General features: G+C 44.5%; 22 protein-coding genes and 1 riboswitch. Of the genes, 13 read left to right on the plus strand and 9 right to left on the minus strand.

The genetic code is table 11. The annotated features are described in order from the left end of the window. The first annotated feature begins 105 nt into the window (after positions 1–105). From M301_RS05335 to M301_RS14390, 5 genes are all read left to right on the plus strand, one after another. Complete coding sequence (locus M301_RS05335) at positions 106–1,431, plus strand: D-amino acid dehydrogenase (protein WP_013147741.1); 1,326 nt, start codon at positions 106–108, stop codon at positions 1,429–1,431. 34 nt (positions 1,432–1,465) lie between these two features. Continuing rightward, entirely contained in the window at positions 1,466–2,542 is a 1,077-nt protein-coding gene (gene alr / locus M301_RS05340) for an alanine racemase (RefSeq protein WP_013147742.1), read from the plus strand. Positions 2,543–2,590: 48 nt separating this feature from the next. Beyond that, positions 2,591–2,968, plus strand: coding sequence for a RidA family protein (locus M301_RS05345; RefSeq protein WP_013147743.1), 378 nt, complete (start codon positions 2,591–2,593; stop codon positions 2,966–2,968). Positions 2,969–2,974: 6 nt separating this feature from the next. Further along, positions 2,975–3,556 carry a TMEM175 family protein gene (locus M301_RS05350; protein WP_013147744.1) on the plus strand — a complete coding sequence of 194 codons (582 nt, stop codon included), beginning with the start codon at positions 2,975–2,977 and terminating at the stop codon, positions 3,554–3,556. A gap of 145 nt (positions 3,557–3,701) precedes the next feature. After that, a complete protein-coding gene (locus M301_RS14390) occupies positions 3,702–4,415 on the plus strand; it encodes a PEP-CTERM sorting domain-containing protein (RefSeq protein ID WP_013147745.1) in 714 nt (237 codons plus the stop codon). A 79-nt stretch (positions 4,416–4,494) separates the two neighbouring features. Here M301_RS14390 and M301_RS05365 read toward each other — a convergent pair whose 3' ends face one another. Beyond that, positions 4,495–4,878 (minus strand): cupin domain-containing protein, encoded by a 384-nt coding sequence (locus M301_RS05365; RefSeq protein ID WP_013147746.1) that lies wholly within the window; start codon positions 4,876–4,878, stop codon positions 4,495–4,497. Then, positions 4,871–6,241: an aspartate aminotransferase family protein gene (locus tag M301_RS05370; protein WP_013147747.1), complete on the minus strand. Its 1,371-nt coding sequence runs from the start codon at positions 6,239–6,241 to the stop codon at positions 4,871–4,873. Before M301_RS05370 ends, M301_RS05365 begins: the two co-directional genes overlap by 8 nt. A gap of 197 nt (positions 6,242–6,438) precedes the next feature. Here M301_RS05370 and speB point away from each other — a divergent pair, with 197 nt between their 5' ends. Both speB and M301_RS05380 read left to right on the plus strand, forming a co-directional pair. Beyond that, complete coding sequence (gene speB, locus M301_RS05375; RefSeq protein ID WP_013147748.1) at positions 6,439–7,401, plus strand: agmatinase; 963 nt, start codon at positions 6,439–6,441, stop codon at positions 7,399–7,401. Positions 7,402–7,465: 64 nt separating this feature from the next. Then, on the plus strand, positions 7,466–8,806 hold the full coding sequence (locus M301_RS05380; protein ID WP_013147749.1) for an NAD(P)/FAD-dependent oxidoreductase: 1,341 nt from the start codon (positions 7,466–7,468) through the stop codon (positions 8,804–8,806). Positions 8,807–8,876: 70 nt separating this feature from the next. Here M301_RS05380 and M301_RS05385 read toward each other — a convergent pair whose 3' ends face one another. The 3 genes from M301_RS05385 to metE form a co-directional block, all read right to left on the minus strand. Continuing rightward, complete coding sequence (locus M301_RS05385; RefSeq protein WP_013147750.1) at positions 8,877–10,007, minus strand: ribonucleotide-diphosphate reductase subunit beta; 1,131 nt, start codon at positions 10,005–10,007, stop codon at positions 8,877–8,879. Between the two features lie 150 nt (positions 10,008–10,157). Continuing rightward, positions 10,158–12,974: a ribonucleoside-diphosphate reductase subunit alpha gene (locus M301_RS05390; protein ID WP_013147751.1), complete on the minus strand. Its 2,817-nt coding sequence runs from the start codon at positions 12,972–12,974 to the stop codon at positions 10,158–10,160. A 199-nt stretch (positions 12,975–13,173) separates the two neighbouring features. Next, positions 13,174–13,420: riboswitch (cobalamin riboswitch) on the minus strand. A 177-nt stretch (positions 13,421–13,597) separates the two neighbouring features. Beyond that, entirely contained in the window at positions 13,598–15,886 is a 2,289-nt protein-coding gene (gene metE / locus M301_RS05395) for a 5-methyltetrahydropteroyltriglutamate--homocysteine S-methyltransferase (RefSeq protein WP_013147752.1), read from the minus strand. Between the two features lie 109 nt (positions 15,887–15,995). Here metE and M301_RS05400 point away from each other — a divergent pair, with 109 nt between their 5' ends. Further along, positions 15,996–16,907 (plus strand): LysR family transcriptional regulator, encoded by a 912-nt coding sequence (locus M301_RS05400; protein WP_013147753.1) that lies wholly within the window; start codon positions 15,996–15,998, stop codon positions 16,905–16,907. A gap of 35 nt (positions 16,908–16,942) precedes the next feature. Here M301_RS05400 and M301_RS05405 read toward each other — a convergent pair whose 3' ends face one another. Together M301_RS05405 and M301_RS05410 are read right to left on the minus strand one after the other, a co-directional pair. Beyond that, entirely contained in the window at positions 16,943–17,272 is a 330-nt protein-coding gene (locus tag M301_RS05405) for an antibiotic biosynthesis monooxygenase (protein WP_013147754.1), read from the minus strand. 8 nt (positions 17,273–17,280) lie between these two features. Then, positions 17,281–17,772, minus strand: a complete 492-nt coding sequence (locus M301_RS05410; RefSeq protein WP_013147755.1) for a GNAT family N-acetyltransferase — start codon at positions 17,770–17,772, stop codon at positions 17,281–17,283. 422 nt (positions 17,773–18,194) lie between these two features. Between M301_RS05410 and M301_RS05415 the strand changes: the two genes are divergently transcribed. Genes M301_RS05415 through M301_RS05430 form a run of 4 tightly spaced genes read left to right on the plus strand, consistent with a single transcriptional unit; the run spans position 18,195 to position 22,970 of the window. Continuing rightward, the gene (locus tag M301_RS05415; RefSeq protein WP_049770010.1) at positions 18,195–19,607 is read left to right on the plus strand and encodes an efflux transporter outer membrane subunit; all 1,413 of its coding nucleotides are present in this window, start codon (positions 18,195–18,197) and stop codon (positions 19,605–19,607) included. An 11-nt stretch (positions 19,608–19,618) separates the two neighbouring features. Beyond that, positions 19,619–20,971 carry an efflux RND transporter periplasmic adaptor subunit gene (locus M301_RS05420; protein WP_041359365.1) on the plus strand — a complete coding sequence of 451 codons (1,353 nt, stop codon included), beginning with the start codon at positions 19,619–19,621 and terminating at the stop codon, positions 20,969–20,971. Continuing rightward, positions 20,968–21,753 (plus strand): ABC transporter ATP-binding protein, encoded by a 786-nt coding sequence (locus M301_RS05425; RefSeq protein ID WP_013147758.1) that lies wholly within the window; start codon positions 20,968–20,970, stop codon positions 21,751–21,753. The genes M301_RS05420 and M301_RS05425 overlap by 4 nt, the downstream gene beginning before the upstream one ends. Then, positions 21,753–22,970 (plus strand): ABC transporter permease, encoded by a 1,218-nt coding sequence (locus M301_RS05430; protein ID WP_013147759.1) that lies wholly within the window; start codon positions 21,753–21,755, stop codon positions 22,968–22,970. Before M301_RS05425 ends, M301_RS05430 begins: the two co-directional genes overlap by 1 nt. 46 nt (positions 22,971–23,016) lie before the next feature. Here M301_RS05430 and M301_RS05435 read toward each other — a convergent pair whose 3' ends face one another. Both M301_RS05435 and pdxR read right to left on the minus strand, forming a co-directional pair. After that, positions 23,017–23,478: a hypothetical protein gene (locus M301_RS05435; protein ID WP_013147760.1), complete on the minus strand. Its 462-nt coding sequence runs from the start codon at positions 23,476–23,478 to the stop codon at positions 23,017–23,019. 157 nt (positions 23,479–23,635) lie between these two features. Then, positions 23,636–25,195, minus strand: a complete 1,560-nt coding sequence (gene pdxR, locus M301_RS05440) for a MocR-like pyridoxine biosynthesis transcription factor PdxR (RefSeq protein ID WP_013147761.1) — start codon at positions 25,193–25,195, stop codon at positions 23,636–23,638. A gap of 136 nt (positions 25,196–25,331) precedes the next feature. Here pdxR and M301_RS05445 point away from each other — a divergent pair, with 136 nt between their 5' ends. Then, positions 25,332–26,105 (plus strand): gamma-glutamyl-gamma-aminobutyrate hydrolase family protein, encoded by a 774-nt coding sequence (locus M301_RS05445; protein WP_013147762.1) that lies wholly within the window; start codon positions 25,332–25,334, stop codon positions 26,103–26,105. Positions 26,106–26,183 lie beyond the last annotated feature (78 nt).

Consider the following 26,183-nt stretch of genomic DNA (forward strand, 5'->3'; position numbering starts at 1 on the left):
TGTGTTGATATTACTCAATAAACTAGCACATATGGACTTTGATTAATTGAACGTTAGTTAATGGTTTATGAGAATATATTCTTAATACTGTAGTGGAGAGTCATCATGCGGGTGCTGGTATTGGGTTCTGGTGTAGTAGGCGTAACAAGCGCATATTATTTGGCAAAAAAAGGATTTGATGTCACGGTGATAGATCGGCAGCCAGCAGTAGGTTTAGAAACCAGTTATGCCAATGCCGGACAAATATCTCCTGGCTATTCTGCACCTTGGGCGGCGCCAGGTGTGCCAATGAAAGCACTTAAGTGGATATTTCAACGCCATTCCCCACTTGCTTTGAAGCCAGACTGGTCATTATGGCAGCTTGAGTGGACGCTTAAGTTATTGCAAAACTGCAATGCTAAAAGCTACGACCTTAACAAAGAGCGCATGGTACGTTTGGCTGAATATAGCCGTGATTGCTTGAGTGAGCTTCGTGCTGATGCAGGCATTGCTTATGAAGCTCGTACACAAGGTACTTTGCAGGTATTTCGCACGCAAAAGCAATTAGATGCTGAGGCAAAAGATATCGCCGTATTAAGCCGCATGGGCGTGCCGTTTGAGCATCTTGACCCAGCAGGTTGTGTTGCAGTTGAGCCAGGTTTGGCGTCGATAAAAGATAACCTGCTTGGTGGCTTGCGACTAATACATGATGAAACTGGCGATTGCCAGATATTTACCACGAATTTAGCGAAAGAAGCTCAAAAGCTTGGTGTAAAATTTAGGCAAGATGTCACCATTAATCGCTTGCTAATAGACCATGGAAAGTTGACTGGTGTAGAAATTAGTACGCAAAGCGACACTGAAATATTAGAGGCAGATCAATATGTGGTCGCGCTTGGAAGTTATTCGCGTCAATTGATGCAAGGCTTAGGCTTAGATATTCCAGTCTACCCAGTCAAAGGCTATTCACTTACTGTGCCTATTATCAATAGCGATGCGGCACCTGTTTCTACCGTTATGGATGAAACTTACAAAGTGGCCATTACGCGCTTCGACAATCGTATTCGTGTGGGAGGTATGGCAGAACTAGCAGGTTTTGATTTAAGTCTGAATCCGCGTAGACGTGAAACCTTAGAGATGGTGTTAAATGGCTTATTTCCTAACGCCGGCGATACTTCAAAAGCGCTGTTCTGGACAGGCCTGCGCCCAATGACGCCTGATGGCACACCCATCATAGGTAAAGCCTCTGCTGTATATAGCAACGTATGGCTCAATACAGGCCATGGTACGCTGGGATGGACGATGGCCTGTGGTTCTGGGCAAGTGCTGGCTGATTTACTTGCAAATCATCAACCAGCTATTCAGACAGATGATTTGTCGCTTGGTCGATATGCTGGAAGTCGCTACAATAAAAGCGCTCAAACAACTCCTGCGTTCAATAATAGAGCTTAATAGCAATCCATAACTCAAAGTAAATTAAACATTCATGTCACGTCCAGCAATCGCCCATATTCGTTTAGATGCATTTAGGCATAATTACCGTGTTGCCAAGCAAGCGCATGCAGGCAAAGCATTGGCCGTGATTAAAGCGAATGCGTATGGGCATGGCGCTGTGCATTGTGCCAAAGCCATAGAAGGTGAAGCAGATGGTTTTGCAGTCGCTTGTTTAGAGGAAGCCTTGCAATTGCGTGAGGCTGGAATACCTGAACCGATTTTGCTGCTGGAGGGCTTTTTTGAGGCAATAGAATTGCCCGAGATAGTCGCAAATGATTTATGGATTGTAGTGCATGCACAATGGCAAGTAGAGATTTTGTTTGCGGCTAAACTCGCAAAACCTTTGCATGTTTGGCTAAAAATGGATAGCGGCATGCATCGAGTCGGTTTGCCGCCAGATGAATATGTACAAGCTTATGAGCGCCTAAAAAATCATAAAAACGTGGGTAAAATAGTGCTGATGACGCACTTTGCCAATGCTGACAATGTGAGCTCAAACCATACTTTGCAACAAATTGAGACTTTTCAAAATACGACTCAAGGGTTAAGTGCAGAAATAAGTTTAGCTAACTCAGCAGCAATCCTAGGTTGGAAGCAAGCCAAGTGTGACTGGACGCGACCAGGCATCATGCTATATGGCGCAGATCCTTTAATGAAGGCTGATGCCAAGCTAAAACCAGTAATGCAGCTTACTTCAAAAATCATCTCGATTAGCAACGTTAAGCAGGGTGAATCTATTGGTTACGGCAGTATATTCACCGCCGAGCGTGACACAGTGGTTGGCGTAGTGGCTTGTGGCTATGCAGATGGCTATCCACGGTCTGCCGTAACAGGTACGCCTATAGCAGTTGATGGCAAAATGACTCGCTTAATCGGTCGCGTTTCTATGGATATGCTGTTTGTTGATTTGACTGATATTCCCAACGCAACCATTGGCAGTCAAGTAGAGTTATGGGGTAATCAAGTGTCTGCCAATGCAGTGGCTACAAGTGCTGGCACTATTGCTTATGAGCTATTTTGCAATGTAAAACGTGCACATTTTCAATACTTTGATGCCGCCAACATATAAGCGCATTATATAATCTAGCTACATTCACTTTTTCAAAAAGGATTTCATATGCACGTCATTCAAACACCAAACGCACCTGCTGCAATCGGCCCATATTCACAAGCTATGGTGGTAGGCGATTTACTATTCACTTCAGGTCAGATTCCATTACGTCCAGACGGCACCTTAAATGAAGGTAATATTACTGTGCAAACTACGCAAGTATTAGCGAACTTAAAAGCTGTCATTGAAGCCGCTGGCTCAAGCTTGGATAAAGTGGTTAAAACGACTGTGTTTTTAAAACATCTGGATGATTTTGTTGCCATGAATAAAGTGTATGCTGAAACTTTTGGCTCACATACTCCAGCGCGCTCAACCGTGCAAGTTGCTAAGTTGCCGCGTGATGTATTGGTGGAAATTGAAGCTATTGTTTCCTTAGCTAAGTAAACCGCAATGGAAAAGAACCGTCTGGAAGCCTTCAGTGATGGTGTAATTGCCATTATCATTACCATTATGGTGCTAGAGTTGAAAGTACCGCATGGCAGTGATTTTGCCTCCCTCGAGCCATTACTGCCCGTATTTCTAAGTTATGTGTTGAGCTTTATATATGTAGGCATTTACTGGAACAATCATCATCACATGCTGCAGACAGTTCAACATGTGACAGGCGGCATGTTGTGGGCTAATTTACACCTGCTGTTTTGGCTGTCGCTATTTCCGTTTGCTTCTGGTTGGTTGGGCGAGAATCACTTTGCAGCCATGCCATCTGCCCTGTATGGGCTAGTGTTATTGATGGCCGCTATTGCTTATTCAATACTGCAACGTACCATTATTACCAGCCAAGGTAATAATTCATTGCTAGCCAAAGTAATCGGACGTGATATTAAAGGTAAATTATCCGCCTTACTTTATGTTGCAGGCATCATAGCGGCGTTTTATTCGCCAGTGCTTTCAGGCTTGATTTATGCCGCAGTTGCGCTGATGTGGCTTGTGCCAGACAGTCGCATTGAGCGGTTAATGGGTCAAAGTTCTTAAGTAAGGCTGTTATAAAGCCGAACTTCCAATGCACTCAATCCACCTATACTTCATAGGCAGATTGAGTAGTTACACATTCATCAACATGTAATAAATCCCCATAAGCACCGCGCTAGAATGGTGCTACTAACCAATGGGGAATTGTATGTCTCGACTTTTGTGTGCTTTGTACTTCTTAGCTCTTTTCCCTTTTGCTGCCAACGCAACTTCAATTTCATCTTCAAGCATCGTAAACAGTAATTGTTCAGGGACTTTAACATCTTCACTATTAGATGGGGCATCATTTGCCTGTGCAGGTAACTTTACATTAGACGGCGGATCTATCACTTCAGACTCCGCGATTAATATTTCAGCTGATGGGGATTTGTTTCTTGATAATCTTACTTTGACTGCGCCAAACGTAAACCTTTCTAATTTGACTGGAATGTTGAACATTGGAAATAGCGTTGTAATTAATACTCCAATTACTGTAAACGAGAATGCGCCAAAATCAATCTTGTCGTGGTCTGACTTTAGCCTTTCACAAGGCGATACTGTAAATTTTAATGTAGGAAGAAGCAGTGGCGGTTCCACAGAACTCAGTAAAGTAGATATTTCTACTGGAAGCCTGTCATTAGGTCATGGTGGGAGTTTGTATTTGGGAAATACAAACGGGGTTATTTACCCAGAAGCTATAGACACACCGATTGTAGGTGGTGCGTTAGTCATAAGTTCTGGAAGTGATGTTAATTTGTTAATTAGTGACGCTGTAATGCTACCAAAGCCAGCAGCTTTCTCAGTGGCTTCAATTCCTGAGCCAGGAACCTACGCATTCATGCTTCTAGGTTTAGGCTTAATTTTACTCAGACAAAAAGTTTAACTCTCTAAGTTATTGCCTTGAGAGGTAGTATTTCATGGAGCTAGAGTTTACATACTCAGTGTGAGCTTTATAAAGTCTCTTAGTTTTGCCAAATCACATAAACTTTCTTAATAGCCTCTAAAGTTTCCCAAGTGCCTTTAAATCCGGCCGGCAGGGCAAAGATACTGCCAGCACCAAATTCTCTAGCATTTCCGTTAACATCGGTTAAACGCACGCGACCCTCTAAAATGACGCAAACTTCTTCCTCGGTGTAATTGACAGTTTTAGCACCTACACTTGAATGCCAAATACCCGCAAAAAAATGTTCGCTTGGGTCTGTGTAGTGGTTGTATGTTTCCATGGTGATTTTGGTGTTTGCATCGCTAGCAACGCCTGCTATTACTCGTTCCTGCGGCACTGTGCCAAGTTCAACTTCTACTTTGTTGCTAGCAAAGTCAATCACATCATTTATTGTTTTACTCATTGCGTAATCCCTTTAAAAGATCCTTTAAAAACTCATTAAATATTCGTACTAATTTTGCAATATCAGCTTCTGTTGTTGCGGGGCAAATCAACATCATATTGTGAAATGGTGTGAGTAAAACGCCGCGATTAAGCAAATATAAATGTATGGCAGATTCTATGGTGTCGTTTTGTGCCGCGCGTGCTTCTGCAGCATTGCTGGGCGGATTTGTACAAAATTGCAACTCAAGCCGCGCGCCCATGCGGCTAATATTCCATGGCAAGTTATATGCTCTGATTGCCGCGTTTAGTTGAGTTTCTAGCTTGGCTGCCAGAGCAAGCATGTGTAGGTATGCTGCTTCGGTAGCAGTGTCGCGTAATGTCGCGTTGATAGCCGCTAGTGTCATCATATTGCCAGATAAAGTCGTACCTATGCCAGAATGCCCAGCAGGTGCGTTGTCTTTGGCTGCTTTCATACGGACTGCCATTGCCTCGCTAAAACCATAGGCTGCTGCAGGTAAACCTCCTGCGATGGGTTTGCCAACTACTAAGAAGTCCGGTGTGACGCTATTGGCTTTAGCCCAGCCGCCGCGCGCTGTTGATATTGTGTGGGTTTCATCAAGCGTTAATAATGTGCCATATTTTGTGGTGAGTGCGCGTAAACTTTCAATAAAACCTGCGTGCGGTAATACCATGCCACAGTTGGTGAGCGCTGGTTCAGTGAGCAGCACTGCGACATCGCCCTTGGCTAATTCATGTTCAACGGCGGCTAAATCATTAAATGGCACTGCCACTGTGTGTAAGCCTAAATCGTACACTTGACCTAATAAACTGGCACGGTTAACTGTTTTGCCATTAACAACATCTATCTCAGTGTCATCTATTGTTCCATGGTAGCAACCATCAAACACTAATAGCTTGCTGCGACCAGTCACCGCACGTGCCCAGCGCAATACAAAGCGATTCGCATCTGTCGCTGTGGTGGCAAGCTGCCAATAATCTAAGCCAAAGAAGTCGCTTAAAGTCTCACCAACATCAGGCGCAAGTGTGGACGGCAACATCGCGGTGTAGCCACGACTAGCTTGTGCGGCGATTGCCTTAGCCACTGGCGCAGAACTATGCCCAAACATGGCGCCCGTGTCGCCTAAACAGAAATCTGTGTAATCAATACCGTCTGCGCAGGTAAAGTGTGCACCTTCGGCATGACTGATAAATAGCGGAACAGGTGTGCCCCAATCGTTCATCCAATGCATAGGCACACCATACAGAAAGTGTTGGTTGGCCTTAACTGATAATTCGGCGGACTTAGGGTGCAGCTTCATGTAGTTGGCGCGCTCACTTGCTAGCAGGGCGTGAGCGTTAGTGATTAAGTCGGGATTTAACATGGTGAGTAACTTTAAATTTAAAATTTTGAGCTTTAAAAATTAAGAAAGTGGTTCTAACAAAAATGCTAAATTGGCTCTATTTGTTAAACCAAAGATTTAGTTTAACATTTAATCAATCGTATGCATAAATAATGCATACAAATATTTTGTATAACTGTATGCTAATGGTAAATTAATTGAATTGATGGGGGAGGCTTATGGATCACGGTTTTGCATTTAGCTCTACAGGAGGTTTTCTCGGTCTGCCAATCACAGATTTGCCTATTTCAGAAAATGAGTCTGAGCAAAAAAGAGCCGCCGGTACTTTCGCCGTAGCAGGTATTACGTGGGATGGCTGCGTGACCAATCGACCTGGTGCGCGCTTTGGACCCAATGCTATACGCCAAGCCAGTCATATGCTGTGCGGAGATGAGCATCCATTATTTGATGTTACTCCTGTCGACAATACCTTGGATTTAGGGAATTTATTGCTACCCAATACTAGTCTTGAAAGCATGCGCGCTGCGCTTATGCCACAAGCTAGTGCGTTAATTGGTCAATACGAAATGGTTTGGTTAGGTGGTGACCACTCAATTACTTTGCCTTTGTTACGTGCTTATTTTGCACATTACAAGCAGCCACTCGCGTGCATTCATTTTGATGCCCACTGTGATACTTGGGAAAGTCATTTTGGCGAACCCTCTGGACATGGCACTTGGGTGTATGAAGCGATTACCGAAGGTTTGGTTGATCCTAAATGTTTTATACAAATTGGCATACGTTCATCTGGTGAGCGTGCTGCCCGCGAATTTGTGAATGATCAAGGCGGCAGAATCTTCACCGCACGTGAACTACGTGGTAAAGACGGAGTAGGTTTGCAAAGTGTGATTGATGAAGTGCGCGAACGCATGGCAAAAGCCGATAATCCGCCTTTATATTTAAGCTTCGACATTGATGCATTAGACCCAGCATTTGCACCAGGTACAGGCACGCCAGAAGTTGGCGGATTAACCACTGCACAAGCCATGACATTGCTAGAAGCTTGGCACGATTTGAACTGGGTAGGCATGGATTTATGTGAAGTATCCCCGCCTTATGATCATGCTGAATTAACTTCAAATGCAGCCGCAACTTTAATGTGGACATGGCTGTGCGGGCGTATTGTTGCAAAAAGAACTTAGTTGAAAATTGGTTTGTCGACAATACGACTTGTATTCAAGATCGTTAGTAGAAGGGTAAAAGGGAATGTCTGCCGCTACAGAATTAAAACTTACACAAAACTCATATTACGCGGCGAGTGCGAACGAACAGCCTATTTACTCTAAACTTGAGTCAAATATCGAAGCTGATATTTGCGTGGTTGGAGGTGGCTTTGCTGGACTATCTGCCGCGATAGAGCTAGCAGATCGTGGTTACTCAGTCGTTGTGCTGGAAGCTAAGCATATAGGTTGGGGCGCTAGTGGTCGCAATGGTGGGCAAATTATTGCAGGCCTTGCATGCGAGCAAGATGTCATTGAAAAAGCATTGGGTTATGACGCAGCCAAAAAAGTGTGGGGCATGTCGCTAGAAGCCCTAGATTTGGTGAGAGAGCGCATTAAACGCTTTGATATTGACTGTGACTTAAGCGATGGATTTCTTGGCGTTTCGGTCAATGCAAAAAAAGGCGCTTATCTGCGTAGTTGGTATGAAGATATGGCAAAGCGCTATCATTATGATACCGATGCGCAATGGATAGAGCCTAAAGACCTGCGTAGTTGGATAGATAGCCCGCGCTATTTCAACGGCTATTTTGATAAACGCTCAGGGCATTTGCATCCTCTTAATTATTGTCTAGGCTTGGCGAAAGGCGCCAGCCGCATTGGCGTGCGTGTTTTCCAAAATTCAGCTGTTACTGCAATGCAGCATGCAAATGTTAGCAATAATGAATCTGCTTATTTGCAAACTTCTGCTGGTAGTGTAAAAGCAAAATTCGTTGTACTGGCTGGTAATATGTATTTACCTGAAATTTCGCCAAAACTTGCGCCAGGCATCGCTAAGCGCATTATGCCTGTTGGTACTTATATCATCGCTACCGAGCCGATTGCGCCCAGTTTAGCTAGCAAATTAATCCCCACTAATTCAGCTGTTTGCGACACTAATTTTGTACTCGATTATTTTAGGTTTTCTGCCAACATCAAAGCAAGCGGGCCACGTATGATTTATGGCGGGCGTGTGAGTTATAGTGCATTAACGCCACCTAATCTTACGCAAAATATGCAAGCACGTATGGCGGAGACCTTTCCGCAACTTAAAGATACCAAAGTGGATTTTACTTGGGGTGGCTTCGTCGATATTACGATGAATCGTGCGCCAGATTTTGGGCGAATCTCGCCTAACGTCTATTATTTACAAGGTTTTTCAGGACATGGCGTTGCGCTGACTGGTTTGGCAGGAAAGCTCGTTGCTGAAGCCATAGCAGGGCAGGCAGAGCGCTTAGATTTGTTAGCAAGTATTAAGCATCATGACTTTCCTGGTGGAAAGTTATTGCGTACACCCGCATTGGTGCTAGGTATGTTGTGGTATCAATTGCGAGATAAATTGGGTTAAATGCCAGATAGGCTATTTATTGGGGTGACTTTTAATTTAAAGTCACCCCTTATTAGTCATCGCTTATCAGCTAGTCCCAGCTCAAAGCACCGCCAGTTTGGTACTCAGTCACGCGGGTTTCAAAAAAGTTTTTCTCCTTTTTAAGATCCATCATTTCACTCATCCATGGGAATGGATTTGTGGCGCCGGGATACAACACATCTAAGCCAATTTGCGTGCAACGGCGGTTTGCAATAAAGCGTAAATACTCTTTAAACATCGTTGCATTTAAGCCCAGTACACCTCTAGGCATGGTGGCTTCTGCATATTGATATTCTAACTCTACGCCTTTTTGCATCAACGTTTTGATTTCTTCACGAAACTCAGCCGTCCACAAGTGTGGATTTTCAAGTTTAATCGTGTTAATCACATCAATACCAAAATTGCAGTGCATGGATTCATCACGCAAAATGTATTGATATTGCTCTGCGGCACCTTGCATTTTATTTTGACGGCCGAGGGCTAAAATTTGCACAAAACCTACATAGAAAAACAGCCCTTCCATAATGCAGGCAAACACAATTAATGATCGTAGTAATTCTTGGTCGGCCTCTGCAGTGCCTGTTTTAAAAGCTGGGTCAGTTAAGGTGTTAATAAATGGAATCAAAAAATCATCTTTAGCTTTAATGCTAGGAATTTCCTGATAAGCATTAAACACTTCGCTTTCATCTAGCCCTAAACTTTCTACAATGTACTGATAAGCATGCGTGTGAATCGCCTCTTCAAAGCCTTGGCGTAGCAAGTATTGACGACATTCTGGCGCGGTAATATGGCGGTAGGTACCAAGTACGATATTATTCGCAGCGAGTGAGTCTGCAGTGGTGAAGAAGCCTAAATTACGCTTCACGATTAAACGCTCGTCATCACTCAGCGCGGTGCTATCTTTCCACTGTGCAATGTCGCGGCTCATGCTCACTTCTTGCGGCATCCAATGGTTTGCGCAACCTGCTAAGTATTTATCCCATGCCCAGTGATATTTAAAAGGCACTAGTTGATTCACGTCGGTTTGACCGTTAATCATGCGTTTATCAGAAGCATTTACGCGACCTGAGTGCGATGGTTGATTGGCTGCTGCAGTGGCTGATTTAATTTCAGCTGCTGGTACTGCTGCTAATTGCGGCTTAACTGGCTCTACGATAATTTCATCTTCAAATGAAAGCATATTTCTTCCTTATTTTTTTAGTTAGTCCGTCATTCTGAGTCTAGGTTTTATCTAGATGAAGAATCCAGTATTTTGCTACTTAGCCATGGATTCTTCACTATGCTCAGAATGACGTTTAAGGTGATTGCAGCATGTCTGCATATAGGTAAATTATTGGCAAGATTCGCACTCGGGGTTATCAATCGAACACACCTTTGGTAAGTATTCTTTGGGCGCTTCTTCTAAGCCAGCCGAAACTGCATTCAACTCACCGCCTGAACCTGTCGATTTCTCCGCCGCGGTAGCACCCATTGAACGTAAGTAGTAAGTGGTTTTTAAGCCGCGTTGCCATGCTAGCAGGTAGGTATCATTGAGTTTTTTTCCTGATGGCACTGCAAAATATAGATTGAGCGATTGCGCTTGGTCTATCCATTTTTGGCGACGCGCTGCAGCTTCAATTAACCAAGTCGGGTCAACATCAAATGCCGTTGCGTATAACTGTTTTAAATCAGCCGGTACGCGGTCGATTTTTTGTAATGAGCCATCAAAGTATTTTAAATCAGACACCATGACCGCATCCCAAAGCCCACGTGCTTTCAAATCAATCACTAGTTGCTCATTCACAATGGTGAACTCGCCGGATAGATTAGATTTCACATATAGATTTTGATATTCAGGTTCAATACTCGCAGACACGCCAACAATGTTCGAAATGGTTGCCGTTGGTGCAATCGCTACGCAGTTTGAGTTGCGCATGCCAACTTTTTGAATACGGTTGCGCAAAGCATCCCAATCTAGCGTTTTGCTTCTATCGACTTCAACATTTCCACCACGCTCATTGAGTAATAAATCAAGCGTATCGAGTGGCAGAATACCTTGATCCCACAAGCTGCCTTTAAAGCTTGAGTAGGCGGCACGCTCTTCTGCCAATACTGTTGAAGCGTAATAGGCGTTGTAGCAGACCATTTCCATTGCGCGGTCGGCAAACTCTACGGCTTCCATGCTGGCGTAAGGAATGCGCATGGCGTGTAAACAATTTTGAAAGCCCATGATGCCCATGCCGACTGGTCTGTGACGAGTATTCGCATTACGTGCTTTGCCAACTGGGTAAAAGTTAATATCCACCACGTTGTCTAACATGCGCATACCGATTTTAATCGTCGCTTGCAGTTTGTCGTTATCTAGCACCAACTTGCCGTTAACTTCTGCTAAGTGCTGCAATAAGTTCACAGAACCTAAGTTACACACGGCAATTTCAGTCTCTGATGTATTCAGCGTAATTTCTGTACACAGATTTGAGCTATGTACCACGCCCACATGTTGCTGTGGCGAACGAATATTGCATGGGTCTTTAAACGTAATCCAAGGATGGCCCGTTTCAAACAGCATGGAAAGCATCTTGCGCCACATTTGTAGGGCAGGGATTTTCTTAAATAGTTTGATTTCACCATTTTCGGCACGGCGCTCATATTCAACATAAGCGGTTTCAAAGGCTTTACCATATTTGTCGTGCAAATCAGGTACATCTGATGGTGAAAATAATGTCCAATCACCGGCTTCAGTCACGCGACGCATGAATAAATCTGGAATCCAATGCGCTGTATTCATGTCATGCGTGCGACGACGGTCATCACCTGTGTTCTTGCGTAAGTCTAAAAACTCTTCAATATCTAAATGCCAAGTTTCTAAATAACCACACACAGCGCCTTTGCGTTTGCCGCCTTGGTTCACTGCTACAGCCGTATCGTTCACTACTTTTAAGAATGGAATAACGCCTTGGCTCTTGCCGTTTGTACCTTTGATGCGCGCACCGAGTGAACGCACTGGCGTCCAGTCATTACCCAAACCGCCTGCGTATTTTTGCAGCATGGCATTTTCTTTAATGCCTTGGTAAATTCCATCTAAATCATCGCTGACGGTTGTTAAGTAGCAAGAGGAGAGCTGAGAGTGCAGGGTGCCAGCATTAAATAAAGTTGGCGTAGAACTCATAAAGTCAAAGCTAGAAAGTACGTTATAAAACTCAATTGCACGGCTTTCGCGGTCTATTTCGTTAATCGCCAAGCCCATCGCTACGCGCATGAAGAAAATCTGCGGTAGCTCAATACGGCGCTCTTCAATATGCAAAAAGTAGCGGTCATACAAAGTTTGGATGCCTAAATAGCCAAATTGGAAATCACGGTCCTTGTTTAGCGCTGCCGCTAGTTTAGTTAAATCAAATTGCGCTAAACGTGAATCTAATAGTTCGGCATTGATCCCCATTTTGATATAACGCGGAAAATACTCTGCGTAATGCTCATCCATTTGCGCATGGCTCACTCGCTCGCCTAGCACTTCTGCGCGTACCAAATCTAGCTGTAAACGCGCTGTTACATAATTGTAGGCGGGCTCAGTTTCAATCAGGCTACGGGCAGACAAAATCAGTGCTTTATACACTTCTGTAAATGGAATGCCATCGTACAAATCGCGCACGGCTTGCTCAACCACTATGCTTGGATTCACTACATCACCCAAGTTTAGGCAGGCTTCACCGACCATCTCATTCAGTTGTTTAATATCGAGTGGAATCAATTTTCCATCAATATTCACATTAAGCGTGTGGCTAAGTTCTGTAGTCGGATGGCTCGCTTTTTCAGCAGCACGTTCAGCATTGCGTTTTTCACGGTAAAGCACATAAGCACGTGCTACATCGTGGTTGCCGTTGCGCATCAGAGCCAACTCTACTTGGTCTTGAATATCTTCAATATGGATTGAGCCGCCAGCAGGTAGGCGACGCATCAGCGCATTATTGACTAATTGGCTTAATGTAGCGACTTGGTCGCGCACACGTTGCGAAGCGCCACTTTGGTTACCTTCAACCGCTAAAAATGCTTTGGTGATGGCGATAGAAATTTTATCGAGTGTAAATTGAACTGCAGCGCCATTGCGACGAATGACTTGCAATGTGGGTAAAGATAAGTCTGTGTTAACAGAAGGTCTGACATCATCCATTTGGTTATTCCCTTTTTCAAAAAGGGCAGGTACGCTTTGCTCGCAACAATATAGTGCTAATTGCCTGAACAAAAACAGCATGGCGGAATGACGCAAAACATCATTCCATCTGCCGAGGACACCCCGCCTCAAACGTTATAAAAGTACTTTTGCGTTTGCTTTAGATTTTAAAATTGATGGTTTTAAACTCTAAAAGTAAGCACAAAAAATGTACACGGCAGGTCTCCTGGCTCTCAGGTCATCGCTATTTGTTGGCCTTCCCAAATTGACAATATCCAATTCAGTGGCAAGTGCTTTTTAAACAAGCGTAACAAATAACTCGCTGATTACAGTTGCGGGGGCAGCTATGGCATAGATGTTTGAAAAGATGGTTCAAACACCGCACCGTATTCCCTTTTATCTTACATTTTGACTAAAACGTAAGAACCGTGTGACAACACTATAACGCAATATAATGGAATAATTCAACATAAAAACACTATATATTGATTATATTTTTTAATTTTGTTTTATGCGATTGTTTTATATGGAATTTTTATTTCATCCATTACGTCATTCCCGCGAAGGCAGGAATGACGGACTAGGTTAATAAAATATAGGGAAATAAATGAGTATGAATAAAGTTATGCCAACTGCTCGCGCAAGCTTTTAGCCACTGTCACCATGTTTTCTAATGCAGTTTTAGTTTCTGGCCAGCCACGCGTTTTTAAGCCGCAATCTGGATTAATCCATAAACGTTCTATAGGCACTACATCGAAGGCTCGTTTCATGAGTTTTTCCATCGCCTCAACACTAGGTACACGCGGTGAGTGAATATCATAAACACCCGGACCAATGTCATTAGGGTATGAAAATTCGCCAAATGCGTCTAATAGCTCCATGGCTGAGCGCGAAGTTTCAATAGTAATCACATCGGCATCCATCGCCGCGATTGCAGGCAAAATGTCATTGAATTCTGCATAACACATGTGGGTATGAATTTGCGTATCGTCACGTGCAATGCTGGCTGACAACTTAAATGCTTTTACCGCCCATGCTAGATATTGCGCCCAAGCAGCTTTCTGCAATGGCAAGCCTTCACGTAGAGCAGGTTCATCAATTTGAATAATCGCAATGCCTGCTTTTTGCAAATCCTCAACTTCATCACGTATTGCCAATGCTAGTTGCATCGCAGTGGTTTCTCTTGGTTGGTCATCACGAACAAAAGACCATTGCAATATGGTGATTGGTCCCGTTAGCATGCCTTTTACTGGGCGACTTGAAAGTGATTGTGCGAAGCTTGCTGTGCCTACAGTCATGGCTTTTGGTCTATGCACATCACCATAAATGACGGGTGGTTTTACACAGCGTGAACCATAGCTTTGTACCCAGCCATTTTGTGTGAACGCGTAGCCAGCTAGTTGCTCGCCAAAAAACTCCACCATGTCGTTTCTTTCTGCTTCACCGTGTACCAGTACATCTAAGCCAATTTCTTCTTGCTGGGCAATGGCATAGGCAATATGCGCTTCCATTTCAGCGTCATATTTAGCTTGGCTAATATCACCTTTTTTATATGCGGCACGTGCAGCACGAATATCAGGGGTTTGTGGAAATGAGCCTATCGTCGTGGTTGGTAAAAGTGGTAAATTCAAGCGCGCTTTTTGGGCTTTAGCACGCAGCTCAAAAGTACTTTCACGATTTTCATTTAATGTATTCAGTGCTGCAATACGTGCTTTTACATTGGCGTCATGTACTCGGTTTGATTGATTGCGAGAAGCAATTGCCGCACGTGAAATGGCCAACTCTTGCGCAACTGAATCCACACCATTATTCAATGCTTTGGCAATAATACTAAGTTCAATGATCTTTTCATCGGCAAAGGCTAACCACGATTTAATCTCAGCGTCTAACTTCACTTCATGCGCGAGCGTCACTGGCGTATGCAGCAGTGAGCAACTCGGTGCAATCCATAAGCGATCGCCTAATCTTTTTACCCATGGGTCTAGTAATGCTAATGTTTTATCTAAATCATTGCGCCAAATATTACGTCCGTCAATCACGCCAGCGGAGATCACCCAATGACTTGGAATCGCGTTTACCCAAGGACCTAACTGCTCTGGGGCACGCACCAAGTCAATATGGATGCCATCCACAGGCAAATTCGTAATAAATGCCTGATAGCGTGACACATTGGCAAAGTAAGTGGTAAGCAATAATTTTGGGCGTGATGTTCTAAACCAAGAGTAGGCGTGGTCAAAGGCTTTCAGCCACGCATCGTCTAAATCTAGAGCGAAAATAGGCTCGTCAACTTGCAGCCATTCTATTTTACGCAACTGCAGCTCTTGCAATAAATACACATATTGTTGCGCTAAGCCATCTAATAAATCTAACTTATTAATACCACGGGCTTTACTTAAGTATAAAAAGCTCACTGGGCCGAGTAATACAGGCTTCACATTTTTGCTGATTTTTTGCGCCTCATCTAACTGGCTTAAAAAGTCATGCACGTTAATTGAAAACTGCGTATCACTGGCCAGCTCTGGCACAATGTAGTGGTAATTAGTATCAAACCACTTAGTCATTTCCATGGCGGGTTGCTCTAAATTGCCACGCGCGAGTGCAAAATATGCATTCTCTGGGGCAGGGTTCGCTTCACCAAAAGGTTTTTTATTAAAACGCTTTGGTTGCGCACCAAACAAAACGGAATGATCCAACACATGGTCATATAATGAAAAATCGTTACTGGTGATAAAAGCCAACCCAGCTTCTTGCTGTTTTTGCCAATGTTCAGCGCGTAAATTTTTGGCAGTATTTTGTAAGTCGTCAGACGACACTTCTTTACGCCAAAAAGATTCCAGTGCAAATTTAAGTTCACGCTTCGCGCCTACGCGTGGGTAGCCCAAGATATGCGCTTTAATATTATTTTTAGTCATGTGCTAAGCCTTATTCAATGTAAGACATGCATTTTCTAACTTGCAAATATTTTAATAAAGCGAAAGTTTTTGTGATAAATTTGAATTAAATTCATACCTAAAATTTATTATGATAGAAATTCGCCATCTAAAATCACTCAAAGCCATCGCCGAAACTGGCAAATTAGGGCTAGCAGCTGAGCGTGTATTTTTAACGCAATCTGCGCTTTCGCATCAAATACGTGGGCTAGAAACGCATTATGAAATCACCTTGTTTCAGCGCACCCCACAAGGCTTGCGTTTCACGCCGGCAGGTCAGCGATTACTAGACTTAGCCAATGAGCTACTGCCACTTATTGAAAAGTCGGAGCGCGATTTAATTCGATTAAAAAGTGATCAGTCAGGCGAGTTGCGCATCGTATTGGAGTGTCACACCTGTTTTGATTGGCTCACGCCAGTGATGGATGCGTTTAGACATGCGTGGCCAGAAGTTGAGTTGGATTTAGTGGCAGGGTTTCATAGCGACCCGTGGCAGTTACTACGTGAAGATAAAGCCGACATAGTCATTGGCGGCTTGCCCGAGAAAATGCGTGATTTGCACCATGCGCCGCTATTCAAGTTTGAAATTATGGCGGTATTGCCGCTTGATAGTAGCAAGGCTAATAAATCACGATTGCTTGCAGAAGACTTTAGCAATGAAACCTTGATTACTTACCCCGTACCTGAAGAGCGCATTGATATTATTCGAAATGTGCTAAAGCCAGCCAATATTGTATTTAACAGACGCACGGCAGAGCTCACCGTGGCAATTATGCAGCTTGTAGCAAGCCGCAGAGGTCTAGCGGCATTGCCGAGTTGGGGCATCAAAAGCTATATTGACCACGAGTATGTTCTGGCTAAGTCGATTGGTAAAAATGGTTTGTGGTCTGAGTTGCATGCGACTTGTACCGCAGACACCATGTCACGCCCTTACACTTTAGACCTAGTGAATATTATTAAGCAGACTTGCGCAGAGAATCTGAGCGGTATCAAGCTGCTATGATTCAGTAGCTTTTGTTCTTCAACTATTAAGAAATATTAGCCATTGATAAACGATGCCGTGGGGTGTGAAATCGCACCATCACCGTAAGTGCGCAACACTTGAGAGATAATGACCTGATAACCATTCAGCCAATTAGATTGCGCTGCTTTGGCTTCAAGATGTTTTGGATGTTTCATTAACTCGTGAAGACCATCCGTGGTTTGCCAGTAATACACATTGGACACACGACCAGTTTCAGGATGCTCCCATGCTTCCTCGCCCAAGTAACCTGAAGTTAGCTTGGCAATTTCCGCAATGGCTTGGTCAAGTCGATAAAACGCTTCATCGAATTGTTTCTTATCAAAAATAAAGGTTGCTGAATACATTTATTATCCTAATTAGCTGGTGTAATTGTTTTGTTGTAGGTGTAAAAAACATCATCGCGCACCCAGCCTAAAGACTCATAGAGCGATTGCGCTGTCAGGTTGGTTTTTGCGGTGGTTAAATCTAGTCGTGCATATCCATTGTCGGCGGCATACTCATGCGCGGCTAGCATCAACGCTTTGCCGGCGCCAGATTTTCTGATACTAGCATTTACAAATAAATCATAAAGTACGCAGATAGGCGCTGCGAGAACTGAGCAAAATGTCGGGTAAAGCTGACAAAAGCCAATCATCTTTTGTGCTTGGTTTGTATGAACACTTTTTTCATCAATAGCGCTTTCAGCAACAAAAATAATGGAATCTTTTTTGTTCAGTCTATCTTGCAGAAAGCGCCTTGCCAGACCGATGTCTGATGTCTCTTCATAAAATTGTCGGTATGCGTTAAATAGCTCCGCAAGCGGCTCAAGGTCTTCTAATTGGGCGATTCGAATTTTTATAGTCATATTATTTTCAATTGAAATGAATGCGTACAAGAATCAATCATTGTAAGAAATCAAGTAAGAGTAATCTATAAGAATATTAGATAAGCATGAAGTTGAATGGCTGATGTAAATTTGTCCAGAAGCGAACTTACTTCGATTTAGCCTATCAATCCTAGTTAATATGGATTTACCCAGATTTACACGGATTTACTATTTAGCCTATTCTATTTTTTCTGCATATGGTCATAATGGATTCAAGATTTTTAATGTCCTAAGCACCACAAGCCATTTGAGTAAAAATATCAAATTTAACCAAATATCAAATTAAAAAAATAAAGTAAACCCATGAATATTTTAAGCCTATGAACGTCTTATCAGTCAATCACAAAAAATCTTACCCAAGAAACCATCAAGGAAGTCACCAAAGTAATTATAGGTTGAGCTTGATATGCCTGACTAGTCTATTGCTGACACTCAACGGTTGTGCTCTGCTTAACCCGAGCCACCCTGAATTAGCTAAGGTAGAAGTCCCTGCTAAGTGGTCGGCTGATGAGGCGGTTGCAGCCTCTAGTTCAACCTCACTGAATAACTGGTGGCAGCGATTTAATGATCCGCTTTTGGTGAACCTTGTGCAGCAGTCTTTGCAGAGCAATACGAGTGTCAATAGTGCAAAGTCAGCACTGCAAGAAGCACGTGCTTTGCGCGATGTAGCCGCTGCTGCTTTGTTGCCAACGCTGGATGCCTCTGCATCAGCTGGACGAAGTAAATCTGGTAACAATAGTGCAGTGAATAACTTCTCTGCTGGCTTGGATGCAAGTTGGGAGCTTGATATTTTTGGCGCTAATCGTAGCGGACTTAACGCGAGTGAAGCAACTGCTCAGGCGAGTGAAGCTAGTTTAGGTGATGTGCAGGTATCTATTGCCGCTGAAGTCGCGCTTGATTATATTTCGCTGCGCAATGCCCAGGCGCGCCTGGCGATTGCAAATAGCAACTTAACCAGCCAGCTGGAAACGTTACAAATAACCGAATGGCGAACTCAAGCTGGCTTAGTTTCCTCATTAGATGCAGAGCAGGCGAGGGTTTCGGCTGAACAAACGCGCGCCATTATTCCTCCGCTACAGACTTCTATTGCGCAGATGAGTCATGCGCTAGCTGTGCTTACTGGTCAGCCGCCCGCAGCTTTATTGCAGCAACTGTCAACAGCTAACCCTGTGCCACAGGCAGCGAATGATTTGGCTTTGAATTTTCCTGCTGAAACCTTGCGTCAACGTGCCGATGTAAGGGCTGCTGAATATCGAGTGACAGCTGACTTGGCAAAGCTGGCACAAGCTGATGCAGCGCGCTTGCCGAACTTCTCTTTGAGTGGCTCACTTGGTTTAAGCGCGCTGACTTTGGGGTCCTTAACTAGCGGTTCTTCCGTGGTCAGTTCATTGCTGGCTAATGTCGCCATGCCGTTGTTTGACGGAGGTTCTAGGCGCGCAAAAGTGCGTGCTCAAGAGGCCGTTTTAGCGCAAACGCGATTAGCTTATAAGGCCACAGTACTAACGGCATTGCAGGAAGTTGAAGATGCTTTGGTCGCCTTGCGTGGTGATATTCAGCGTGTGTCTCGACTGAAACTCGCTTCTGAAGCCGCAAGTAATGCGGCACTGATGGCACGCCAGCGTTACGATAGTGGCTTATCAGACTTCCAAGCAGTGCTTGAAACGCAACGTTCTTTATTAAGTACGCAAGACAGTTTAGCCAGTGCAAACGCCGATGTCAGTTCAGACCATGTGCGCCTTTATAAAGCTTTAGGCGGTGGCTGGCAAGCAAGCGAAGCTGAAATAACAACATCACTTACTGAAAAAACGAAATGAATTTACCTCCTATGACAACGAATAATTCTTCAACTGAAACTACTCCAGCGACTACTTCTAAAGACAAGGAAGCCGTTGATATTGCGACCTTGTTAGATGAGCCAGTAAAGCTTGCATGGTATCGCCGCTCAACTTTGTGGATTGGGTTAGCGCTGCTTATTATGATGATTGCCGGTTTTTTGTATTGGCAGGGTAAACGCGCAGCAGAAGCCTTACCAAAATATACAACGCAAGAAGTGTCGCGAGGTAATTTAACCTTAACCGTCACTGCCAACGGCACTATTCAGCCGACACGATCTATCAATATTGGTAGTGAGCTTTCAGGCACGGTGCGCAAGGTCAACGTTGACGTAAACGATGTAGTTAAAAAAGGTCAGGTGTTGGTTGAGCTTGATACTTCAAAATTGAGTGATCAGGTGTTGCGTTCAAAAGCAACTTTGGCCTCAGCCATTGCAAAGGTTGCGCAGACCGAAGCGACAATAAAAGAAACATCATCTGCCTTACAAAGGTTGGAAGAAGTGTCTCGACTATCAGGCGGTAAAGTACCATCTAAATCTGAGCTTGATACGGGTCGCGCTGCATATGACAGAGCTGTGGCTGATGACTTAAGCGCAAAAGCTGGTGTGAATGATGCACGTGCTGCGCTATCAACAGACCAAATTAATTTATCCAAAGCCTCTATTGTTGCGCCGTCTGATGGTGTGATACTTACTCGTGCAGTTGACCCAGGCAATGCTGTAGCGGCTTCGTTACAAGCGGTGACTTTGTTTACGATGGCGGAAGACCTCACTAAATTACGCCTTTGGGTGTATGTGGATGAAGCCGATGTTGGCTCTGTTAAGTTAGATCAGGATGCTACTTTTACCGTGAGTGCTTATCCAACACGTAAGTTTCCAGCACGTATTACGCGAGTAGGTTTTGGTTCTACCATTACGGATAATGTGGTGACTTACCTGACTTATTTAGATGTGGATAATACCGACCTCAGTCTACGCCCGGGTATGACAGCGACAGCCACTATCAAAGCTAAACAAGTGAAAGATGCGTTATTAGTGCCTAACACCGCACTGCGTTTTACGCCTACATCTGCCGACTCTGATAAGTCACAATCAGCCAATAAAAAAGGACTCGCTACGAGCTTAATGCCAAGCATGCCGCGCAGTAGCAAAAATCGTAAATCTGCTGCTGATAGAGCTAATGTGGCGTTAGCTAAGCAAGTGTGGGTGTTGCCTAAAGATGGCGGCGCGGCTATTGCCGTTGCTGTAAAACCCGGCATTAGCGACGGCCATATGACGGAGATTATCGGTGGCGACCTACAAGTTGGCATGCAAGTCATTACTGATCAGAAAGTGGTGGCACAGTGAGTGAGTCATTAACCCAGCAATCCATAGTACGGCAGCCACTTATACAATTAATAGATGTTAAGAAAACCTATGGGTCAGGCTCAACCGAATTTCTTGCTTTAAAAGGTATAGATTTAAGTATCTACGCAGGTGAGTTTGTCGCCATTATGGGGCCAAGTGGTTCGGGAAAATCCACCGCTATGAATATTCTTGGCTGCTTAGATAGCCCTAAGTACGGCCAGTATCTTTTCAAAGGTGCCCATGTAGAAGACTTAACTCGAGACCAGCACGCGCGGCTACGCAGACGTTTTCTTGGTTTTGTGTTTCAAGGCTTTAACTTACTCGCACGTACTACCGCGCAAGAAAATGTAGAGCTGCCATTACTTTATCGTGGTGATAATGCTGAAAAACGTCAAGCAGCGGCTAGCAAAGCATTAGCCTCAGTAGGATTGGCGGGTTGGGAGCATCATACGCCTGCAGAACTTTCAGGCGGTCAACAGCAACGTGTTGCCATTGCACGTGCCATTGTGACTGAGCCTGCGGTGTTGCTCGCCGATGAACCCACTGGAAACTTAGACACGCAACGCAGCCATGAAATTATGGCGCTTTTAGTAGCACTCAATAGAGACCATGGCATTACGGTGTTAATGGTGACGCATGAATTAGACATGGCTGCATACGCGCATCGAATCGTGACATTTGTCGATGGAAAAATTGCAAAAGATGAAATGAATGAGCATCCTACGATGCCTAGCTCAGCTGATTTAAACATGTCAGATACTAATTTGACTGAGGTTATTTAATGTTATTAAGTGTATTCATGTTGGCGTTGCGCTCAGTCAGGCGCAACTTATTACGGTCTTTCTTGACCATACTTGGCATTGTGATTGGCGTTGCCGCCGTGATTACGATGGTGACATTAGGTAACGGCGCCACTCAAGCCATCAAAACGCAAATTTCTAGCCTAGGCACTAATTTGTTAATGGTCAATCCGGGTCAGCGTCAACCCGGCGGCGGTGGAGGCGGAGGCGGCGTACCGCAATTCACAGAGGCAGATGCTGTCGCCATACAGTCAGAAATTGGTGGCGTTGCTGCGGTTGCGCCTCAAGGTCGCAGTAGCGTCACGGTGATTGCCAATGGGCGGAATTGGTCTAGCACTGTTTACGGCAGTACTAACGCATGGTTTCTTACTGGCAACTGGAAATTAGCAAGCGGCCGAATTTTTGACCCAGAAGAACAAACTGCCGGCGCAGCAGTTTGCGTGATTGGTGAAACGGTACGCCGTGAACTATACGCGGGCAAAATAGGGCAAACAGGTCTTGGTGAACAATTACGAATCAAGCAGTTTTCATGCACTGTTGTGGGTATTTTGAACGCTAAAGGTCAAGGTGGTATGGGCGACCAAGACGATGTAGTGCTTGTGCCGCTACATACCCTTCAGCGCCGCGTCACCGGTAGTTTGAAAGTCAGTACGCTTCTGGTTTCAATGGAGGACGGCAGAGACAGCGGCCCATTAAAAGCTAGCCTGCGTGATTTGCTGCGCGAACGTCGCAAACTTGCCGAGAATGATGACGATAATTTTAATATTTTCGATACGCAACAACTCGCCGAAACACTTTCAAGCACCACTAAAGTGATGACTACATTGCTCGGTGCAGTTGCCGCGGTAAGCTTGCTAGTGGGCGGAATTGGTATTATGAATATCATGCTAGTGAGCGTCACAGAGCGTACTCGGGAGATCGGTCTGCGCCTTGCCATTGGTGCGCTAGAGCGAGAGGTCTTGTTGCAGTTCTTGATTGAGGCAGTAGTGCTGTCGGCGCTTGGCGGGCTGATCGGCATCATTATTGCCGCCATAGCCTCTTACGGACTTTCTATCGTGATGAGCGTGCCGTTTATTTTTGATGTGACAACTAACGCGATGTCGTTTTTATTCTCAGCTGGAATAGGTGTGCTGTTTGGCTACTTCCCAGCTAGACGCGCTGCACAAATGGATCCGATTGAGGCGTTAAGGCATGAGTAATGTTTAGGTTAATGGGGGCAGTTAAGCATCCTGCTTGAGTGATAGGTTAGACTACGCTCCAAAGGCAACTTGTTTCGAACTGACCCATAAACCAAATGCGTTTGAATGGATGATGGATTGCATCAAACCACGGCTGGATGGTTGGGATGATTTCGTCATCTGTCGTCATGATCTGACCATCGGTATAGATGAGTAATTCGATGCGGCATATATTTGTTTTGTATGTCTTGTGTAGCTTATTTCGAATGATTCGCTCCGAGGGGTCGGACGTTGAGAACGCATCAGTGCGGGCTCTTTCTCCAGCCGCTTGAACCTTTGCTATCAAAGGATCTGTAAGGCTTACGAGTTCAAATGCAATCTCTCCTTCTTCGATGTGGGTGCATAGCAAATCAGGTTCAGGCTCTGGGCGGCTGCTTATCCTTGACCAATGGTTTTCTTCGCCTAACCGCCCGATGAAGCGGGCAAAGGCTGCCTGTTCATTGCGCTGTTTGACGGAGAGGGGTTCCATACGTGCTGTGCCGCCTAAAAGTTATTGTGAATGTTGATTTCGATATGTTAATTTTCTTTTTAAGTCTCATAATTAAGCATTGTCCTGTCCATACTATAATTAATAGCAAGTACGGATGCAATTTAAAACTCCAAACACTATGAGTTTTTAATTTGACTTACTGCCTTAACGCTAACTGTATAACCTCAGCCAGCTTACTTCCAAATTCCGTAATATGCTCTGTGGCGGAATACGCATAGCCAATAATCAAGCCTTTTTCGGTGCTTTCGCCCATGCAGTAGTGCGATAGCGGGTATACGCGTAAACCTTGTACTGAGGCTAGTTCAGCTACGCTTACGTCGTCGCATATTGAGTCAAATTCCACCACTAAATGCAGACCAGAATCTACAGTAGAAAGCCTTGCACCTACCGTTGCGATTGGCGCTAGTGCTGCTTGCAATAACCGTCTGCGTTCACCGTATATTTGTCGCAGCCTTCTGATGTGGCTGGCGAAATGGCCTTCTTCAATGAAGTCTGCCAGTGCGGCTTGAATGACTACTTGTCCGGGTCGTTGTAGTTCATACAAGCCGCTTTTAAAGCTTTCTACCAAATTAGGTGGCACCACTAAATAGCCCAAGCGTATGCCTGGGTACATGACTTTTGAAAATGTGCCTAAATAAAGCACACGGCCATTTTGATCCATGCCTTGTAATGATGAGATTGGGCGGCCTTCAAAGCGAAACTCGCTGTCGTAATCGTCTTCAATAATCCATGCTTTGCAGTTTTGCGCGTAATCCAACAATAAGCGGCGGCGGCCATAACTCATGACCATGCCTTTTGGGTATTGGTGCGATGGTGTGGTGTAAATTAAACGTGGTGTAGTGCGGTAATCTTTAGTGCTCGGTGCCATGCCTTCTTTGTCTACGTTGACGGGGTGTAGTTGCAGACCATTCACTTCCAATACGCGTCGCGCCGCCCAGTACCCCGGGTTTTCTACCCATGCGCAGTCGCCGTGGTCTGTGAGTAAGCGTGCGCATAAATCAATCGATTGTTGCGTACCTGAAGTAATCAGCACTTGGTCGTAGGTGAGGTTGACGGCACGTGACACGCGTAAATAATCGGCAATGGCTTTGCGCAGAGGCAAGTAACCGCCATCATGGCTGGAATCCAACAGCGCAGGGTCTGGCGTGCGCCATTGCCGATTGAGTAATCGACGCCACAGCGCATAAGGAAAGCCTGCATAATCGTCTTCACCCGGTGTAAAAGGTTGAACCTCATTATGAACTCTTACTGGCGATTGATATTCTTTTATAGCGCCACATGCCGCTAATCCTCGCTTTGATAATCCTATGGAGTCTTCATGTTTTAAAGCGATATTTTCAGCATTGGATTCAACACTCTGTACTGCTGATTTATCTCCCGCAATATTGTTATTAACAATGTTCTTTGAAAAACCATCATGCTGATTATAGGTAACATAGGTGCCACTACCCGTTTGAGATGCCACATAACCTTCATCCAATAGTTGTTCAAAAGCAGCTAGTATGGTGTTGCGCGATACGGTTAAGTCATCTGCCAGACTTCTTGTGGACGGTAATCGCTCTCCGGCGGATAAAATTTGGGTGGTAATAGCGCGGCGAATCACCTCGTAAATGCGCCTGTGGTTAGGCATACGCACTGGGAAGTCTGATTGGTTAAGCTGCGTTAATAGCCATTCTGAAAGCACAAGTTGTTTCATTAAGTTGAGTATTCCAAGTGTGTGTAGACGAGTTAAATGTGATAAAGTGGTTCTATCTAAATAATCTAAATGGCTCTTGTTGCATTACCAATTTTAGGAATAGTATACTTAGCAATGAGGCAATGCAAATCTTCAAATGATGACAACAAAACGTAAACCAATAGTTTTAATCCCTGCGGATGTTAAACCGCTGGGTGAACAACCATTTCATGTGGTGGGTCATAAATATTTAGTGGCGGTTGCAGAGGCTGCTGGCGCTTTGCCTTTAGTGGTGCCTGCCATTGGTGATTTATTAGAGATTGAAGCTTTGCTATCCATTGCCGATGGCATATTGCTGACAGGGTCAGTTTCAAATGTACATCCCTCACACTTCGACCAAGAAGTACTCAATCCAGCATTACCATTAGACCCTGCGCGTGATGCGCTTACCTTAAAGCTCGTGCAAGCAGCTATTAAAGCCGAAGTGCCTTTGTTGGCTATTTGTCGCGGTTTTCAAGAAGTGAATGTTGCGTTTGGCGGTAGTTTGCATCAAGCGGTACATGAAATATCTGGCTTGAATGATCATAGAGAAACTAAAGATGTTCCAATCGATATTCAGTATGCGCAGGCGCATCTGATTGATTTAGTAGCTGATGGCAAGCTAGCTAAAATCGTTGGTGCAAAACAGATGATGGTGAACTCCTTACATGGTCAAGGTGTAGATAGACTTGGTGATGGCTTAGTTGCAGAGGCCTTCGCGCCAGACGGTTTAGTAGAAGCCATACGCGTAGAAAAAGCAAAAGCCTTTACGTTGGCTGTGCAGTGGCACCCAGAGTGGAAAGTAATGGAAAACCCACAGTATTTGGCTATTTTCAGGGCATTTGGTGATGCCTGTAGATTTAGATTGAGAAGGCACGAGCCACCAGATTAACGCTTAAAAGATGCAAAAAGAAAAATACATGAATAAAAATACGTCAATAAGTAGTTAATAAAGCAGTACAGGAGAATA

Origin of the sequence: Methylotenera versatilis 301 (assembly GCF_000093025.1) — a bacterium.
GTDB classification, from domain to species: domain Bacteria; phylum Pseudomonadota; class Gammaproteobacteria; order Burkholderiales; family Methylophilaceae; genus Methylotenera; species Methylotenera versatilis.